We start from the raw sequence: 16,069 nt of genomic DNA on the forward strand, positions 1-16,069 counted from the left end.
CATGTCACGTATACCCGCTGTTTTCGCCTCCCTGAAAGCCCAGGGCCGCAAGGCCCTCATCCCCTTCGTCACCGCCGGCGACCCAGCCCCGGACAGGACCGTGCCCCTCATGCATGCCCTGGTGTCCGGCGGAGCCGACATCCTGGAATTGGGCGTGCCGTTCTCCGACCCCATGGCGGACGGCCCCACCATCCAGCGCAGTTCCGAGCGGGCCTTGAAGCACGGCGTTGGTTTGCGGGACGTGCTGGCCATGGTGGCCGAGTTCCGCAAGACCAATGCCAATACGCCAGTGGTGCTCATGGGCTACGCCAACCCCATCGAGGCCATGTCCTGGGACGGATTTTGTGCCGCCGCCGCCCAGGCCGGGGTGGACGGGGTGCTGACTGTGGACTATCCGCCGGAAGAATCCACCGAGTTCGCCGCCAAGTGCGCGGCGGCAGGTCTGGACAACATCTATCTGCTGGCGCCAACCACCCCGGCCGCACGGGTGGAGGCAGTGGCCAAGCAAGCCCGGGGCTTCATCTACTACGTCTCCCTGAAGGGCGTCACCGGGGCGGCGACTCTGGATATGAGTGAAGTGGCCGCGCGCCTGCCGGCCATTCACGCCGCTACGGGGCTGCCCGTGGGTGTGGGTTTCGGCATCCGGGATGCGGAAACCGCTCGCCAGGTGGCCCAGGTGGCGGATGCCGTGGTGATCGGCTCCCGCATCGTGCAGGAGATCGAGAACTCCGTCCCCGAGGCCATGCTGGATAACGTGAAGAATTTCGTGGCTGGCGTGCGCGCTGCCCTGGACAAGTGAGGAAGCTGCGATGAGTTGGTTCCAGAAGATCATCCCGCCCAAGATCCAGCGGCGCACCGCGGCCAAGAAGGTGGTGCCCGAAGGGTTGTGGAGCAAGTGCCCGTCCTGCGATGCGGTGCTCTACGCTGCCGACCTGGAGAACAACCAGCACGTGTGCCCCCAATGTGGCCATCACCACCGCGTGGGTGCGCGCCAGCGCCTTGACCTCATGCTGGACGATGAGGGCCGCAAGGAGGTGGGCGCCAACGTCAAGCCCATGGACACCCTCAAGTTCAAGGACAGCAAGAAGTACACCGACCGCCTGGCGGAAGCCTGCAAGGCCACCCAGGAGGAGGATGCCCTGGTGGTCATGGAAGGCCGCATGCTGGGCCTGCCCGTGGTGATAGCCGCCTTCGAGTTCCGTTTCATGGGGGGTTCCATGGGCTCCGTGGTGGGGGAGCGTTTCGTGCGCGGCGTGGAGGCTGCCATCAAGGGCAAGAAGCCCTTCATCTGCGTGTCCGCCAGTGGCGGCGCCCGCATGCAGGAGGGCCTGATGTCCCTGATGCAGATGGCCAAGACCAGCGCGGCCCTGACCCAGCTGGCCGCCAACCGCCTGCCGTTCATATCCGTGTTGACCGATCCCACCATGGGCGGCGTGTCCGCCAGTTTCGCCATGCTGGGGGACGTGATCGTGGCGGAGCCCAAGGCGCTCATCGGTTTTGCCGGCCCCCGGGTGATCGAGCAGACCGTGCGGGAGAAGCTGCCGGAGGGCTTTCAGCGGGCGGAGTTCCTGCAGGAACACGGCGCCGTGGACATGATCGTGGACCGCCGCGAGATGCAGCAAACTCTGGCTCGCCTCTGCGCCCAGTTCCTGCACAAGCCTGCCCCCATCTAGGCGGCGCGATCTTTCCGTCTTGAGCCAACCCACCGACCTCGCGGGCTGGCTGGCCCACCTGGAGTCCCGCAGCCGGGATGCCATCGTCCTGGGCCTGGAACGGGTGCGGGCGGTGGCGGACCGCCTGGGTCTTGAGCCCGACTTTCCCGTCATCACCGTGGGGGGCACCAACGGCAAGGGATCCGTGTGCGCCTACCTGGAGGCCATGCTGCTGGCTGCGGGCGTCCGGGTGGGCTGTTACACCTCGCCCCACCTGCTGCGCTACAACGAGCGCGTGCGCATCGCCGGCCAGGAGGCCACGGACGAAGCCTTGTGCAGGGCCTTCGCGGCGGTGGAATCCGTCCGGGGCGACATAGCCCTGACCTATTTCGAGCAGGGCACCCTGGCGGCCTTGTGGCTTTTCCGCCAAGCCAACGCGGAAGCCGTCATCCTGGAAGTGGGCTTGGGGGGCAGGCTGGACGCAGTGAACATCTGGGACCCGGACTGCGCCGTGGTCACCAGCGTGGACCTGGACCACCAGGCCTTCCTGGGGGACACCCGGGAAGCCATCGGCTTCGAGAAGGCGGGCATTTTCCGTCCGGGACGTCCCGCCGTCTGCGGCGATCCTGTCCCGCCCGCCAGCCTGCTGGAACACGCCAGCGACCTGGGTGCGCGCCTGCTGCGACTGGATCGGGACATGCGCATCGAGGAGCAGGGCGAAACCTGGAGCCTGCGGGTGAACGAAGCCGTCTTTCCGGCCCTGCCCCGGCCGGCCATGGCCGGTGCCCACCAACTGGCCAATGCCGCCTGCGCCATTGCCACCCTGGAAACCCTGCGGCATCGCCTGCCCGTGCCGCGCCAGGCCCTGCGACATGGGCTGGTCCAGGCGCGGCAACCGGGGCGGTTCCAGGTGGTGGGGCGACAGCCCTTGCGCATCCTGGACGTGGCCCACAATCCCCACGCTGCCCGGGCCCTGGCCGCCAACCTGGCAACCCTGGGGGCGCGGACGGGCGAAGGGGGCCGGATCATCGCTGTGCTGGCCATGCTGTCGGACAAGGATGTCGGCGGCGTCATCGAACCTTTGCTGCCCCTGGTGGAAAGCTGGCATGTGGCGGGCCTGTCCGGGCCCAGGGGATTGGCCGGCGAGGCCCTGGGCGGGGAGCTGGCGCGTCTGGATACCCGGTACCAGGTCCATGGCTGCCCCGCGGAAGCTTGGCTCGCGGCATGCAGGGAGGCTGCTGCCGCTGATACAATCATTGCCTTCGGTTCCTTTTACACCGTGGCCGAGTTGATGACGGAAATTCCTCCTACCCATGGCTGACACCCTCCGTACCCAGGATGCGATGAACGAAGATCCGGCGGCGCTTCGCCGCAGGGCCAGGCGCCGGCTGGTGGGGGCCATTGCCATCGCCCTGGTGGCCATCGTGGTGGTGCCCATGCTGTTCGACCCGGACCCCAAGCCCCTGGGGTCGGACGTGGATATTCGCATCCCCGCCCAGGAAAGTCCCTTCGAACCCAAGCCTGCCGTGGTGCCGCAAGCGTCACCGACGTCCGTGTCCCCGGTGGACGCGGGCCCTTCCAGGATGGATCCGTCATCCCCCCCCGAGGTGAATCCAGAGCCGGCGGAGCCTACTCCGGTCAGTCCGCCACCCCCCAAGGCCGTGGCGCCGGAACCACCCAAGGAAGCGAAGAAGCCCGCTGCCAAACCCACCCGGGATGTCCGGAAGGGTGAGCCGGCCCAACCCAAGTCGGACGCGGCCTTTGCCAGCCGGGGCTATTATCTTCAGCTGGGCGCTTTCAGCGGCGAGGCCAACGCCAAGGCCCTGCTGGCCAAGGTGCAGGCGGCGGGCTTCAAGGTGGGCATGGCGGACAGCAATGGCCAATATCGCGTGCGGGTGGGCCCCATTCCCGATCGGGACAAGGCCATGGATACCCTGGCCAAGCTGAAGAGCAAGGGGTTCAGCCCCGTCATGATCGGGCCATGAGCGCTTACGCCAGGCAGCCCAAAGAGGGCGATCTTTCACCCCCGAGGTCAGTCCGGTGAGCAGCCTGGATATGGTGGTGCTGGCCATCCTCGCGGGGTCCACGCTGCTGGGCCTGATGCGGGGCTTGGTGAAGGAGGTGTTCTCCCTGGCCGCGTGGATTCTGGCCTTCATCGGCGCCCGCCTGTTCGGCCCTCCCCTGGCGCCCTTGCTGCCCGGGGTAGAGAACCCGGCCCTGCAGCACGGCCTGGCCCTGGTCCTGGTATTCATCGTCGTCCTGTTTGGCGCGGGTTTGGCTGGCAGCCTCCTGGCCGGGCTGGTGAAGCTGGCCGGATTGGGGGGCTATGACCGCTTGCTTGGTGTCATGTTCGGCTTGCTGCGCGGTGTGGCGGCAGTGGTGGCCCTGGCCCTGCTGGCCGGCATGACGGCCCTGCCCAAGACCCACACTTGGCAGACGGCCATGAGCCGCAAGCCACTGGAGGTGGCTGCCCAGAAGGTGGCGCCCTGGTTGCCCAGGGACGTCTCCGTCCTCATCAAGTATTCCTGAAAGCACTGAAGGCAAAAGGTCATTCCCATGTGCGGCATTCTCGGCATCATTTCCCACCAGCCCGTCAACCAGATGCTCTATGACGGGCTGCAACTGCTGCAGCACCGGGGCCAGGATGCGGCCGGCATCGTCACCATGGACGGCAGCATGTTCCACATGCACAAGAGCCTGGGCATGGTGCGGGACGTGTTCCGTACCCGGGACATGCGCAACCTGGTGGGCAACGCGGGCATCGCCCACGTGCGCTATCCCACCGCCGGTTCCGCCGCCAGTCCTGCGGAGGCCCAGCCTTTTTACGTGAATTCGCCTTTCGGCATCGTCCTGGGCCACAACGGCAACCTGACCAATACCGAGGCCCTGCAGGACCAGTTGTTCAAGGATGACCTGCGCCACATCAACACCAGCTCCGATTCTGAGGTGCTGCTCAATGTCCTGGCCCACGAACTGCAGCGGGCGGTGGAGGGCCACTGGCTCACACCCGAGGATGTGTTCACGGCCGTTACGGGTGTGCACCGGCGCTGCAAGGGGGCCTACGCGGTGGTGGCCATGGTCGCAGGTTTCGGCTTGCTGGCCTTCCGGGATCCCCACGGCATCCGTCCCCTGGTCATCGGCAAGAACACGGACGGTGGTGGCGTGGAGTGGATGGTGGCATCGGAAAGCGTGGCGGTTGAAGCCCTGGGTTTCCAGGTGGTACGGGACCTGGCCCCTGGCGAGGCAGTGCTGGTCACCGCCGGGGGGCAGTTCATCAGCCACCCCATGGCCAACCCCCAGGAATTCGCCCCCTGCATCTTCGAGTACGTGTATTTCGCCCGCCCCGACTCCGTCATGGATGGCACCTCCATCTATGAAACCCGCCTCAAGATGGGGGAATTCCTGGCCGAGAAGGTCAAGCGCCAATTCAGCCACCTGAAGATCGACGTGGTGGTCCCCATTCCCGACACCAGCCGGCCCTCCGCCCTGCAGCTGGCCCACCAGCTGGGTTTGCCTTACCGGGAGGGCTTCATCAAGAACCGCTACATCGGCCGCACCTTCATCATGCCTGGCCAGTCCACGCGCAAGAAGTCCGTGCGCCAGAAGCTCAACGCCATGCCCCTGGAATTCAAGGGTAAGTCGGTGCTGCTGGTGGACGATTCCATCGTGCGAGGCACCACCAGCAGGGAAATCATCCAGATGGCCCGGGACGCTGGGGCCACGTCGGTGTATTTCGCCTCGGCCAGTCCGCCGGTGCGCTTTCCCAACGTCTACGGCATCGACATGCCCACCCGGGCGGAACTGCTGGCCAACGGGCGCACGGATGAGGAGATCGCCCGGGAGATCGGGGCCGATGCGGTGATCTACCAGGACCTGTCCGACCTCATCGCCGCGGTGCAGATGGTGAACCCCGGCATCTCGCGCTTTGATGCCTCCTGCTTCGATGGCGACTACATCACCGGAGATGTTTCCGAGGAGTATCTCACCCGCCTGGAAGGCCAGCGCAGCGGCACCATCCCCATCGTCCCCGCGCCGCCTACCCGGCAGATGGGCCTCAACCTGGCTGCCCAGTGAGCATGAAGTCATTGCATCCAGACACCCTGGCTGTGCGTGCGGGTACCTTCCGCAGCGAGCTGAACGAGCACTCCGAGGCTTTGTTCCTTACCTCCAGCTTCGTGTTCAAGAACGCCGCCGAGGCTGCGGCCCGTTTTTCCGGAGCAGAGGCCGGGCCCATCTATGCCCGTTTCACCAACCCCTCCGTCACCATGTTCGAGGAGCGACTGGCGGCCCTGGAGGGCGCCGAGCGCTGCGTGGCCTTCGCCTCCGGCATGGCGGCCATCCTGGCTGCGGTCATGGGCCTGATGCGCGCAGGGGAACACATCGTGGCCTCCCGCTCCATCTTCGGCTCCACGGTGCAGTTGTTCCAGAACATCCTGGCCCGGTTCGGCGTGGAGACCACCTTCGTCTCGCCCACGGATCCGGAGGCCTGGCGGGCCGCTCTGCGACCGAATACCCGACTGTTCTTCGTGGAGTCCCCCTCCAACCCCCTCACGGAGGTGTCCGACCTTCGCGCCCTGGCGGACATCGCCCACGGCCACGGCGCCTGGCTGGCGGTGGACAACTGCTTTTGCTCCCCCGCCCTGCAGCAGCCCCTGAAACTGGGTGCGGATATCGTCATCCATTCCGCCACCAAGTATCTGGACGGGCAGGGGAGGGTGCTGGGAGGGGCAGTGCTGGGCAGGAAGGACCTGATGGAAGGCGTCTACACCTTCCTGCGCACGGCGGGGCCTACTTTGTCTGCCTTCAATGCCTGGGTGCTGCTGAAGGGGCTGGAAACCCTGAGTTTGCGCATGGGGGCCCATTCCGACCACGCCCTGGCCCTGGCGCGATGGCTGGAGCAACAACCCCAGGTCGTCAAGGTGTTATACCCCGGCTTGCCCTCACACCCCCAGCACGCCCTGGCCATGGCCCAGCAGAAGACCGGTGGCGGCATAGTGGCCTTTGAGGTGGCGGGGGGCAGGGAGGCGGCCTGGCGGGTCATCGATGCCTGCCGGCTCATGTCCATCACCGCCAACCTGGGGGATACCCGCACCACCATCACCCACCCCGCCAGCACCACCCACAGCCGCATGACGGCGCAACAGCGGGCTGAGGCGGGCATAGTCGACGGACTCATCCGCGTCGCCGTGGGCCTTGAAGCCGTGGAAGATCTGCAGGCCGACCTGGCCGGGGGCTTGGCCCTCAGCCGGTGAAATTGCGCAGCTTGATGGCGTCGAGCACCGTGATGGAGCGTCCCTTTACCTGAATCAGCCCGGCCCCCGCTAGGTGGCCCAGCACCCGGGAAAAGGTTTCCGGTGCCAGGTTCAGTTGGGAGGCGATGGTCTGCTTGCTGGCGGGCAGCAAGATTTCATACTGGTCCGGCTGGGTAGGGGGCGCCAGATTGGAAAGAAAGCAGATCACCCGCTGGGAACTGGTGCGCAGGGTGCAGGTTTCCATGTCGTCCAGAAGTTCATGCAGGCGCGTGGACAGGCTGGCCAGCATCTTGCGGCAGAGCAGGGGATTGGCATCCAGGGTCTCCAGGAGTGTGCGCTTGGAAACCAGCAACAACAGGGAATCCTGGGTGGCCTGGGCTGTCACCGGGTAGGGCTTGTCCAGGAACGCCACCGCTTCGCCGAAGGTGGAGGCGGACTCGAACATGTGCACTACCTTCTCCGATCCCTGGGGCGAGGGCAGGGAAAGCTTCACCTGCCCCATGACCAGGACGTGCATGCCCTCAGCCACATCACCTTTCTGGAACAGGATCTCGTTCTTCTGAGCCCTTATTTCCCGGCAACCCTGGGCGATGAAGTGTAACTCTTCCTCCGTGAGGCCCCGGAACAGGGGTTGGCGGGAGAGTATTTCCACGAGCTGGGGGCGGGCATCAGTCAGCAAGCAGGCGCTCCAAAATGTCTATTGTGGGGAAGCGCATTAGGACACTTTAACTCGTGTTGAAACTTGATCATTGTCAAAGTAATTTGAAGACATGGTTGTCAGGATTCGAATCAGCCTAACACATGGAGGAAGACGTGAATCTGTCAGGCATTCTGGTAATTGCAACCCCTCAATGGCAGGGGCAGGTGGTGGAAGCGATCAACGCCCTTGAAGGCGTGGAGGTCCACCAGGTGGATGATCAGACGGGCCGGATCATCGCCGTACAGGAAGCATCGGACATCCATGCCGAGATTGATGGCCTGAAGCGTATCAAGGCTGTTCCCCACGTGATCATGGCGGAAATGGTCTACCACTACATCGCCGATGACAAACGCGCCTATGAGGCCATGCCACCGGAGTTGGAAGAGAAGCAGGACGGGTTGGATGCCTGCGCTGTGCCGGCATATCTGAACGGTTAATTGAGCAAGGAGGCTGAGATGGGACTGTCGCGTCGTGATTTTCTGAAAACCAGCATTGCAGCAAGCACCGCCGCCACGGTGGGAATGCCACTCTCCAAACAGGCCGAGGCTGCCGTCAAGCAGTCCGAGGCGGGTTGGCAGTGGGACAAGTCCGTCTGCCGGTTCTGCGGCACGGGTTGCGGCATCATGGTGGCTACCAAGGGTGGTCGCATCGTCGCCACCAAGGGTGACCCGGATGCCCCCGTGAACCGGGGCCTGAACTGCGTCAAGGGCTACTTCAACGGCAAGATCAACTACGGCAAGGACCGCCTCACCCAGCCCCTGCTGCGCATGACCAACGGCAAGTTCGACAAGAAGGGCAAGTTCACGCCCGTGTCCTGGGAACAGGCCCTGGACATCATGGAAGAGAAAATGCGCTGGGCCATGAAGGAAAAGGGTCCCACCGGCATCTCCATCTTCGGTTCCGGCCAGTACACCATCCATGAGGGTTACACCGCGGCCAAGCTGATGAAGGCCGGTTTCCGCTCCAACAACATCGACCCCAACGCCCGCCACTGCATGGCCTCCGCCGTGGTGGGCTTCATGCAGACCTTCGGCATCGACGAGCCCCAGGGCAACTACGACGACATCGAGCACACCGACACCGCCGTGCTGTGGGGCGCCAACATGGCCGAGATGCACCCCATCCTGTGGTCCCGCATCACCAACCGCCGCCTCACCCACAAGAACATGCGGGTGGTGAACCTGAGCACCTACGGCAACATGTCCTCCGATATTGCCGACCTGGAGATCATCTTCTCCCCCAGTGGTGACCTGGCCATCCAGAACTACATCGCCCGGGAAATCGTGAAGCGGGATGCCATCGACCACGACTTCGTCAAGAAGCACACCCAGTTCGCCACCGGCCCCTACGACATCGGCTACGGTTTCCGTCCCAAGAATGTGGAGAAATTCGCCTCCGCCGCCGAGATGGAGATCTACAAGAACGAGAAGGTTCGCGTCCTGGACAAGCACGAAGCCATCGGCCAGCGCAAGAAGGAAGGCGAGGCCGTGGAGCAGAAGAACGCCGCCACCCCCATGAAGGACTGGGCCATCAGCTTCGACGACTTCAAGACGGCCCTGGAGCCCTACACCCTGGACTACACCGCCGAGGTGGCCAAGGGCGACCCGGACGAGTCCCTGGCTGACTTCAAGGCCAAGTTGCAGCAACTGGCCGACCTGTACTGTGAGAAGGGCCGCAAGATCGTGTCCTACTGGACCATGGGTTTCAACCAGCACCAGCGGGGTTCCTGGGTGAACGAGCAGTGCTACATGAACCATCTACTCACCGGTCGCCAGTCCAAGCCCGGCGACGGCGCCTTCTCCCTCACCGGCCAACCCTCCGCCTGCGGCACCGCCAGGGAAGTGGGCACCTTCGCCCACCGCCTGCCCGCCGACATGGTGGTGATGAACCCGAAGCACCGGGCCATTGCCGAGAAGATCTGGAAACTGCCCGCCGGCACCATCAATCCCCAGATGGGCAGCCACTTCGTCAAGATCATGCGCGATCTGGAGGACGGCCAGATCCTGTTCTCCTGGACCCAGGTGAATAACCCCTGGCAGAACACCGCCAACGTGAACCACTGGATCAAGGCTGCCCGGGACATGAATAACTTCATCGTCGTGGCCGACGCCTACCCCGGCGTGTCCGCCAAGGTGGCCGACCTGATCCTGCCTGCCGCCATGATCAACGAGAAGTGGGGTGCTTACGGCAACGCTGAACGCCGCACCCAGGTCTGGCGCCAGCAGATCATGCCTCCCGGCCAGGCCCGCGCCGACATCTGGATGATGCTGGAGTTGTCCAAGCGATTCAAACTCAAGGACGTGTGGGTCGCTCAGCCCGTGCCAGGCCTAAAGGATGGCTTGCCCGATGTGCTGCCCGCCGCCCAGGCCATGGGATACACGCCCGAGTCGACCCTGTATGAAGTGTTGTTCGCCACTCCGGAGAACAAGAAATACAAGTGGCCTGACAATGCCGTGGCCAGCGGACATGGCAACCATGTGGCCGACTTGCTCAAGGATGGCTGGTTCCCAGAGAAAGCCTTGTTCGAGGAATACAGGCAATTCGGCAGCGGCCACGCCCATGACCTGGCTCCCTTCAACGTCTATCACAGTGCCAAGGTCCGTGGTCTGCGTTGGCCCGTGGTGGAGAAGGACGGCAAGTGGGTGGAAACTCCCTGGCGCAACAACGAGCAGTACGATCCCTATGTGAAGAAGGGCTCCGGCTTCGATTTCTACGGCAATAACGGCAAGAAAATGGTCATGGGCGACCTGGACAAGCCGGGCGATCCTGCCAACAAGGTGGATATCTCCGGCAAGGCCAAGATCTACTTCCGGCCCTACGCCTCGCCGGTGGAGAAGCCGGATGCCAACTACGACCTGTGGTTGTGCACGGGCCGGGTACTGGAGCACTGGCACTCCGGCACCATGACCCGTCGCGTGCCCGAACTCCACCGGGCCGTGCCTTCCGCCGTCTGCTGGATCAACCAGAAGGACGCGGATGCCAAGGGCCTGAAGCGCAACGACCTGGTGTGGGTGGAATCCCGCCGCGGCAAGGTGAAGGTGCGCCTGGAAACCGGCGGCCGCAACCGGGTGCCCCGCGGTCTGGTCTACGTGCCCTGGTTCGACGAGGGAGTGCTGATCAACAAGGTCACCCTGGACACAACTTGCCCGCTCTCGAAAGAGACGGACTACAAGAAGTGCGCGGTGAAGATCTACAAGGCCTGATGTCCTGACCGAGGCCGAGGTGGCCTGCCACCTCGGCTTCACCCAAGGCTTTTCCCCCGAGAGGGCTTGGGTGAAGTGTTTATCTGCCGCGGTTGCGGTATGGATTGTTGGAAAGAACAATGGCTGAGCAAAGCGTCACGAGACGCGACTTTCTGGTAAAGGCGGCGCAAGGTACTGCCATGGCGGCAACGGGGGGCCTGTTGTGGGTCTATCTGCTGCGTCAGGAGGCCCGTGCCCATCCCTATGCATTGCGTCCCCCGGGTGCCCTGGCCGAGCAGGACTTCAACGCAGCCTGCATCAAGTGCGGCCAATGTGTGAACGCCTGCCCCTTCGACACCCTGAAACTGGCTGGCTCGGGCGGTAGTCTGCCCATCGGCATGCCCTATTTCGAGCCCCGCGATATTCCCTGTTATCTGTGCCCGGATATCCCCTGCATGAAGGCCTGCCCCACGGGGGCCCTATCGCCGGAGTTGAAGAACATCAACGATTCCCGCATGGGCCTGGCGGTCATAGACCTGGAGAACTGCCTGTCCTGGAAGGGCCTGCGCTGCGAAATCTGTCATCGGGAGTGTCCCCTCAAGGGCAAGGCCATCACCCTGGAGTTGCATCCCCGCGCACAGTCCAAGCACGCGATGTTCTATCCCATCGTCAATTCAGACGCCTGCACGGGCTGCGGCATTTGCGAGAAGGCCTGCCCTACCACGGAAGCGGCCATCCGCATCCTTCCCCACCAGATGGTGCAGGGCAAGATCGGCGAGCACTACCGTCTGGGCTGGACCTTCGACACCGAGATCACCCAGGACTTCAAGCCCACCGAGGCGCCGCCCGCGACCGCCCCCGATGCCCCCGTGCCAGACCAGGCACCGGGCATGGACTACCTGAATGAGGGCGGGCTATGAACGACATGGGTGGTTACAAGGTCAGGCCGGATGCCCTGGCATCCGTGGAGAAGCTTCATCAGCGGGGCCTCGGTGCCAGGATATGGTCATGGCGCTATCTGTTCCTGCGCCGCTTTACCCAGTTGGGCATCCTGCTGCTGTTCTTCGGCACGGCCCATTGGGCTTGGCAATATCCAAATAAGACGCCCCTGCTGACGGGCAACCTGAGCGCCTCCGAATTCATTGGCCTGATTCCCATGGCCGATCCCCTGGCTGCCTTGCAGATATTCCTGACCGGTCATGTGCTGACCCAGGAGACCCTGATCGGCGTGGCCGTTGTGTTCGCCTTCTATCTGCTGGTGGGTGGGCGCGTGTTTTGCGCCTGGGTGTGTCCGGTTAACATGGTGACGGACCTGGCCGGCTGGCTGCGCAACCGGCTGGACATCCACGTCCTGATCCATATTCCCCGCACGGTGCGTTATTTCGTCCTGGCCGCGGCCCTTGTCCTATCCGCAGCCACGGGCGTGGCGGCCTTCGAGTGGGTCAGCCCCGTGGGCATGATGCATCGGGAAATCATCTTCGGCGTGGGCTTTGGCTTCCTGGCCCTGCTTTCCATCTTCCTGTTCGACCTGTTGATACTGAAGAACGGCTGGTGCGGGCATCTGTGTCCCCTGGGCGCCTTCTGGTCCCTGGTGGGCAAGGCGGGGCTGGTCAAGGTGCGCTTCGACAAGCGCTCCTGCACCCACTGCGGCGAGTGCGCCAAGGTATGCCCCGAACCCCAGGTGCTGAACCTGAAGAAGCTGGAAGAGCGTGGCCTGGTTTTCTCCGGCGAATGCAGCAATTGCGGGCGGTGTACCGCCCTGTGTCCGGAAGGCAGTCTGGCTTTCGATTTGAGACCCCTGATCCAAAAGCACAATACCCGGGCTTAAGGATTGAGTACCAACGCGTGTTAACCGAGCAAGTTTGTCAAGGAGGACGAGATGGAAAAGAGCGTAAGGAAAGGAGTTCTGTTGGGGGCGGCCATTACCGCGGCCTTCCTGTCCCTGTCCGCATCGGCTGTACAGGATCAGGCAATTCCCGACGATGACCTGGGTCTGTCCAAGACCAGCGTATACGATGTGCCAGACCCGGCCACATTTGAATATGGTTCCGCAGACCCCGGCACGGTGGGCAAGCGCGCTCTCCGTTCGTACCACACCGCGCCCCCCATGGTGCCCCACTCCATCAAGGACATGGTCCCCATCCGTCAGGATTTCAACCTGTGCAAGGACTGCCATGTGGTGCCGGACATGATCGGCCAGAAGATCACCCCCGGGGTGCCCGTGCCGGCTCCGGTCAGCCACTATGTCAACGTGAAGGCTGGCGAGTTGTACATGGGACGCTGGAATTGCACCCAGTGCCATGCGCCCCAGGCCAACGTGAAGAACCTGGTGGTAAACACCTTCAAGAAACCCCGCTGAACGACGTTTTCCCCGCCCTCCAGCCCCGCTATACCGGGGGGTGTGAGGGTGGCGGTTGCAGTTCAGGCGCTGGGTGCCACCGTGTCCTCGGGTGGCACGAGTTGGTGAAAAGCAAAGGCCCGCGGATTCCGCGGGCCTTTGCATTGGGAATGGCGCTTATTCGGTCGCGCCGGGCTTGGCGCCCATTTCCACCTGGCGGGAAGGCGAGATGGTGGATATGGCGTGCTTGAAGATGGCCTGCACCGTCTGGTCGTTGCCACGCAACAGGACCATGTACTGGTCGAAGGATTCGATCTTGCCCACCAGCTTGATGCCGTTCACGAGGAAAACGGAGCAGTGCACGTGTTCCCGGCGCAAGGTGTTGAGGAATTGGTCTTGCAAGTTCTGGCGCTCGCTCATGAGGATATTTCCTGCGAAAAAACGTCCGTGACTATAGCACGAGCGATACTCCACACCTTAATGTGTTCCATGGGTTGGGTTGCATGAAGTACAAGGATTACTACCGCATTCTGGATGTCGCCCGGAATGCCTCCGCTGATGAAATCAAGAAGGCCTACCGCAGGCTGGCCCGCAAATACCATCCGGATGTCTCCAAGGAGGCCGGGGCCGAGGAAAGGTTCAAGGAGGTGAACGAGGCCAACGAAGTCCTATCGGACCCGGACAAGCGCGCTGCTTACGATCAGCTCGGCTTCCATCGACCCGGACAGAATTTCCGGCCGCCGCCCGAATGGGGTGAGCGTTTCGGTGGCGCCCGGGGCGGGGCGGAATTCGCCGGCATGGATTTCTCGGACCTGTTTTCCCAACTTTTCGGCGGGGCAGGGGGGCAGGAGTTTCATGGCCGGAGCGCGCCCAAGGGCCGGGATGTGGAGGCCAGCATCATCCTGTCCCTGGAGGAGGCCTATCAGGGCACGGAAAAGGAGGTCCATGTGCCGGGCAGCGGCAACGTCCGTTTCCGTGTGCCCCCGGGGGCCCTGCCGGGCAAGCGCCTGCGCCTGGCGGGCAAGGGCCAGGCCTCCAGCCATGGTGGTCCCAGAGGGGATGTGTTCCTGCATATCGAAATCGCGCCTCACCGCTTGTATCGCCTTGAGGGCAAGGACATCCATCTGGATATGCCCATCGCCCCCTGGGAAGCGGCCCTGGGCGCCACGCTGCTGGTTCCCACCCTGGCGGGCGACGTCCGCCTCAAGGTTCCTGCAGGTGCGCGTGGAGGACAAAAACTGCGCCTGACTGGGAAAGGTATGCCAAGCCCCAGGGGCAACGGGGACTTCTTCGTGAACCTGCAGGTCGCGATGCCCGGCAAACTTACGGAGGGCGAGAAAGAACTCTATGCCCGGCTGGCGGCCATTTCCGACTTCGACCCACGGCCAGGCTTCCCGAAAGCTTGATCCGCCTGGCCTGGAATGTGCTTAAGTTAACTGATTGACGCCATGCACATCGCGGGTAGCGAATCATGAATATCAGCGCGGTCACCCCCACTGGACTGTTCGCCTACACGGGCGCGCAGTCCGCCCAACTGGAAAGCCAGGCCCAGCGGGCCCTCACCCGGGGCCTGGACCTGTTCATCGACCAGAAATACGACGATGCCATCAAGGAGTTCCGTCGCGCTGTCGCTTTGGCGCCCAACAGCGCCTACGCCGTGGATGCATACAAGCAGATCGCCCAGTCCTATGCTCAGAAGAATGACAGCCAGGGAGCCATCGAGTCTTACCAGCAGGCCTTGAGGATGGACCCCAACAATGCCGAGCTGCGCACGGCCCTGGGCAACGTGTATTACTTCGAGGAACGCTACAGCGATGCTCAGGTGGAGTATGAGCGGGCGGTGCGCATCGACCCCTCCGCCGTCAACCGCTTTTCCCTCGGTCAGGCCTACTTGGCCAACGGCAACTACACCGAGGCCGAACTGCAATTCAAGCGCGTGCAGACCCTGGAGCCCCGCGAGCCCAGCGGCAGCTACGGCCTGGGCCAGGTCTACGCCAGGCAGGACCGCACGAACGAAGCCATCGATGCCTTCCAGCAGGCCATCAACGTGCAGCGGGATTTCTGGGATGCCTATGTGGAACTGGGCTATGTCTATGCCGACACGGGCCGGCTTGACGAGGCCCAGGACCTCGTCGAGGCCCTGAGCGACGAGGATGCCACCAGGGCGGCAACCTTGACCGCCTATCTCTACGAAAAGAATCAGCCGAAAATTCTCACGGTGGGGGAGGACGGCAGTTTTCCCACCAGCCTGGGCAGGGGGACCATGGTTTCCGCCCTGGGCTCGTACCTGGCCAATGCAGAGTCTTCCCAGACCTTTTCCATGATCTTCTATTTCAGCAAGGAGATGGACCAGGACTCCGTGGAGGATGTCTTCAACTGGACCATCAGCCGGTCCATCGGGTCCGGCCTGGGTGACGGCTACAACTTCAACCTGGAAATCCCTGACACGGAGATAAGTTTGCCACGGCATCCGGTGGGGGTTTACTACGACGCAGCCGCGTACACCGCCACCGTCTATTTCGAGATTCGCCAGAACGCCAGCGCCAACGGGACGATTGATCCGTCCCACGTCCAGTTCGCGTTTTCCGGGCAAGACCGATTTGGTCAGGGAATCAGTCCCCAGGCGGATCAATACGCCGGCTTCTCCGGCGTTGCCTGACATGCCTGTTTTTCAATTCACGGAGAGCCAGGCACGATAGTTGGTGGGAGCAGCTGTGGTCTCCAGGCCAGTGGCAATCCATGCCGCCTCATGGCAAGGGTTGCCGGCAGGGTTAGCCCTGTTGGGCCTTATTCCGGCCCTATGCCCGGTAAGCCGTTTCAGGGCGCCTCTTTTTCATGCGGCAACAGGTGGCACAGCATTTGCTGACAAACATGTCATCCAGATCCCCGCGCTTGATGCGCAGGCATGAAGAAGAGGCCGATGACCAGACCCCCTTTGCTGAATT

The 16,069-nt window shown here is 63.4% G+C and carries 16 protein-coding genes; 14 read left to right on the top strand and 2 right to left on the bottom strand.

Annotated elements, in window-relative coordinates; all coding sequences use genetic code 11:
- The first annotated feature begins 1 nt into the window (after position 1).
- The 7 genes from H6935_00550 to H6935_00580 are packed head-to-tail and all read left to right on the top strand — an operon-like array spanning position 2 to position 6,904.
- A complete protein-coding gene (locus H6935_00550; GenBank protein ID MCP5276839.1) occupies positions 2 to 799 on the top strand; it encodes a tryptophan synthase subunit alpha in 798 nt (265 codons plus the stop codon).
- A gap of 10 nt (positions 800 to 809) precedes the next feature.
- Positions 810 to 1,673, top strand: coding sequence for an acetyl-CoA carboxylase carboxyltransferase subunit beta (locus tag H6935_00555; protein ID MCP5276840.1), 864 nt, complete (start codon positions 810 to 812; stop codon positions 1,671 to 1,673).
- Between the two features lie 19 nt (positions 1,674 to 1,692).
- Positions 1,693 to 2,973, top strand: coding sequence for a bifunctional tetrahydrofolate synthase/dihydrofolate synthase (gene folC / locus H6935_00560; protein MCP5276841.1), 1,281 nt, complete (start codon positions 1,693 to 1,695; stop codon positions 2,971 to 2,973).
- Entirely contained in the window at positions 2,966 to 3,637 is a 672-nt protein-coding gene (locus tag H6935_00565; protein ID MCP5276842.1) for an SPOR domain-containing protein, read from the top strand. The genes folC and H6935_00565 overlap by 8 nt, the downstream gene beginning before the upstream one ends.
- Before the next feature lie 55 nt (positions 3,638 to 3,692).
- The gene (locus tag H6935_00570; GenBank protein ID MCP5276843.1) at positions 3,693 to 4,181 is read left to right on the top strand and encodes a CvpA family protein; all 489 of its coding nucleotides are present in this window, start codon (positions 3,693 to 3,695) and stop codon (positions 4,179 to 4,181) included.
- A 27-nt stretch (positions 4,182 to 4,208) separates the two neighbouring features.
- Positions 4,209 to 5,726, top strand: a complete 1,518-nt coding sequence (gene purF, locus H6935_00575; GenBank protein MCP5276844.1) for an amidophosphoribosyltransferase — start codon at positions 4,209 to 4,211, stop codon at positions 5,724 to 5,726.
- Between the two features lie 2 nt (positions 5,727 to 5,728).
- Positions 5,729 to 6,904 carry an O-succinylhomoserine sulfhydrylase gene (locus tag H6935_00580; GenBank protein ID MCP5276845.1) on the top strand — a complete coding sequence of 392 codons (1,176 nt, stop codon included), beginning with the start codon at positions 5,729 to 5,731 and terminating at the stop codon, positions 6,902 to 6,904.
- On the opposite strand, the gene H6935_00585 is transcribed toward H6935_00580, so the two are convergent.
- Positions 6,894 to 7,583 carry a Crp/Fnr family transcriptional regulator gene (locus H6935_00585; protein MCP5276846.1) on the bottom strand — a complete coding sequence of 230 codons (690 nt, stop codon included), beginning with the start codon at positions 7,581 to 7,583 and terminating at the stop codon, positions 6,894 to 6,896. The genes H6935_00580 and H6935_00585 overlap by 11 nt on opposite strands.
- Positions 7,584 to 7,705: 122 nt before the next feature.
- On the opposite strand from H6935_00585, the gene H6935_00590 reads away from it, so the two are divergent.
- The 5 genes from H6935_00590 (at position 7,706) to H6935_00610 (ending at position 13,145) form a co-directional block, all read left to right on the top strand.
- On the top strand, positions 7,706 to 8,041 hold the full coding sequence (locus H6935_00590) for a chaperone NapD (GenBank protein ID MCP5276847.1): 336 nt from the start codon (positions 7,706 to 7,708) through the stop codon (positions 8,039 to 8,041).
- Positions 8,042 to 8,059: 18 nt separating this feature from the next.
- Positions 8,060 to 10,807 (top strand): nitrate reductase catalytic subunit NapA, encoded by a 2,748-nt coding sequence (napA, locus tag H6935_00595; GenBank protein ID MCP5276848.1) that lies wholly within the window; start codon positions 8,060 to 8,062, stop codon positions 10,805 to 10,807.
- Positions 10,808 to 10,926: 119 nt separating this feature from the next.
- Positions 10,927 to 11,706, top strand: coding sequence for a ferredoxin-type protein NapG (gene napG, locus H6935_00600; GenBank protein MCP5276849.1), 780 nt, complete (start codon positions 10,927 to 10,929; stop codon positions 11,704 to 11,706).
- Positions 11,707 to 11,711: 5 nt separating this feature from the next.
- Positions 11,712 to 12,614: a quinol dehydrogenase ferredoxin subunit NapH gene (gene napH / locus H6935_00605; protein MCP5276850.1), complete on the top strand. Its 903-nt coding sequence runs from the start codon at positions 11,712 to 11,714 to the stop codon at positions 12,612 to 12,614.
- A gap of 51 nt (positions 12,615 to 12,665) precedes the next feature.
- Positions 12,666 to 13,145, top strand: coding sequence for a nitrate reductase cytochrome c-type subunit (locus H6935_00610; GenBank protein MCP5276851.1), 480 nt, complete (start codon positions 12,666 to 12,668; stop codon positions 13,143 to 13,145).
- Positions 13,146 to 13,301: 156 nt separating this feature from the next.
- Here the strand turns inward: H6935_00610 and hfq are convergent, their stop codons facing one another.
- Positions 13,302 to 13,544, bottom strand: coding sequence for an RNA chaperone Hfq (gene hfq, locus H6935_00615; GenBank protein ID MCP5276852.1), 243 nt, complete (start codon positions 13,542 to 13,544; stop codon positions 13,302 to 13,304).
- Between the two features lie 83 nt (positions 13,545 to 13,627).
- On the opposite strand from hfq, the gene H6935_00620 reads away from it, so the two are divergent.
- Together H6935_00620 and H6935_00625 are read left to right on the top strand one after the other, a co-directional pair.
- Entirely contained in the window at positions 13,628 to 14,530 is a 903-nt protein-coding gene (locus tag H6935_00620) for a DnaJ domain-containing protein (GenBank protein ID MCP5276853.1), read from the top strand.
- A gap of 65 nt (positions 14,531 to 14,595) precedes the next feature.
- Positions 14,596 to 15,783, top strand: coding sequence for a tetratricopeptide repeat protein (locus H6935_00625; GenBank protein MCP5276854.1), 1,188 nt, complete (start codon positions 14,596 to 14,598; stop codon positions 15,781 to 15,783).
- Positions 15,784 to 16,069: the final 286 nt, after the last annotated feature.

The organism is Thiobacillus sp. (assembly GCA_024235835.1).
Classification (GTDB): domain Bacteria; phylum Pseudomonadota; class Gammaproteobacteria; order Burkholderiales; family Thiobacillaceae; genus PFJX01.

Coding starts and splice junctions, on each gene's coding strand:
- H6935_00550 (MCP5276839.1), top strand. CDS start 2: ATGTCACGTATACCCGCTGTTTTCGCCTCCCTGAAAGCCCAGGGCCGC.
- H6935_00555 (MCP5276840.1), top strand. CDS start 810: ATGAGTTGGTTCCAGAAGATCATCCCGCCCAAGATCCAGCGGCGCACC.
- H6935_00610 (MCP5276851.1), top strand. CDS start 12,666: ATGGAAAAGAGCGTAAGGAAAGGAGTTCTGTTGGGGGCGGCCATTACC.
- napG (MCP5276849.1), top strand. CDS start 10,927: ATGGCTGAGCAAAGCGTCACGAGACGCGACTTTCTGGTAAAGGCGGCG.
- H6935_00625 (MCP5276854.1), top strand. CDS start 14,596: ATGAATATCAGCGCGGTCACCCCCACTGGACTGTTCGCCTACACGGGC.
- hfq (MCP5276852.1), bottom strand. CDS start 13,544: ATGAGCGAGCGCCAGAACTTGCAAGACCAATTCCTCAACACCTTGCGC.
- H6935_00565 (MCP5276842.1), top strand. CDS start 2,966: ATGGCTGACACCCTCCGTACCCAGGATGCGATGAACGAAGATCCGGCG.
- H6935_00620 (MCP5276853.1), top strand. CDS start 13,628: ATGAAGTACAAGGATTACTACCGCATTCTGGATGTCGCCCGGAATGCC.
- H6935_00590 (MCP5276847.1), top strand. CDS start 7,706: ATGGAGGAAGACGTGAATCTGTCAGGCATTCTGGTAATTGCAACCCCT.
- H6935_00580 (MCP5276845.1), top strand. CDS start 5,729: ATGAAGTCATTGCATCCAGACACCCTGGCTGTGCGTGCGGGTACCTTC.
- napH (MCP5276850.1), top strand. CDS start 11,712: ATGGGTGGTTACAAGGTCAGGCCGGATGCCCTGGCATCCGTGGAGAAG.
- purF (MCP5276844.1), top strand. CDS start 4,209: ATGTGCGGCATTCTCGGCATCATTTCCCACCAGCCCGTCAACCAGATG.
- napA (MCP5276848.1), top strand. CDS start 8,060: ATGGGACTGTCGCGTCGTGATTTTCTGAAAACCAGCATTGCAGCAAGC.